The organism is Actinomadura sp. 7K534 (assembly GCF_004348575.1).
GTDB lineage: Bacteria > Actinomycetota > Actinomycetes > Streptosporangiales > Streptosporangiaceae > Spirillospora > Spirillospora livida.
On the sequence record NZ_SMKB01000549.1, the window covers coordinates 1 to 564 of the forward strand.

The following is a 564-nucleotide window of genomic DNA, read 5'->3' on the forward strand; positions in this document are numbered from 1 at the left end:
CCTCAGCACCGCCCCCACCCCCATGGGGCGCTCCACAACCCTCCGCAGACGCAACGCCGCCACCGCGCAAGACCGCGCCGCCACCGGTCAGAGCAGCGACACCACCGCCACCCACCACGCCACCTTCGGCAGTCCCACCACCATCGGGAATTCCACAGCCCTCACCAGAGCCAGCACCGCGAACCGCACCACGACCCTCACGACAAGCGACGCCACCCCCGCGCGACACCGCACCACCAACGGAAGCGGGGACGCCGGCGTCGCCCACCGCGCAGCCTTCAACAGGGCCACTTACACCGTGGGGTGCACCGCGGTCCTCGCCAGAGGCACCACCGCCCTCGCGCGACACAACCGACCCGCCACCGGCGGCAGCAATTCCGCCGACGCCGCAAACCGCGCCACGTCCGTCACCACAAGCGACGCCGCCACCTCGCGACACCACACCACCAACGGCGGAAGTAGCCACACCAGCACCACCCAGCCCACCTTCAGCAGGGTTTCCACCACCCTTGGGGGTTCCGCGAACCTCGTCGGAGGCAGCGCCGTCGGCGGGCGGGGTGGCGC

General features: G+C 71.8%; 1 protein-coding gene. It reads left to right on the top strand.

What is annotated here, in order from left to right; all coding sequences use genetic code 11:
• On the top strand, positions 1 to 564 hold a 564-nt coding region (locus E1266_RS39130), incomplete at both ends, for a hypothetical protein (protein ID WP_207946176.1).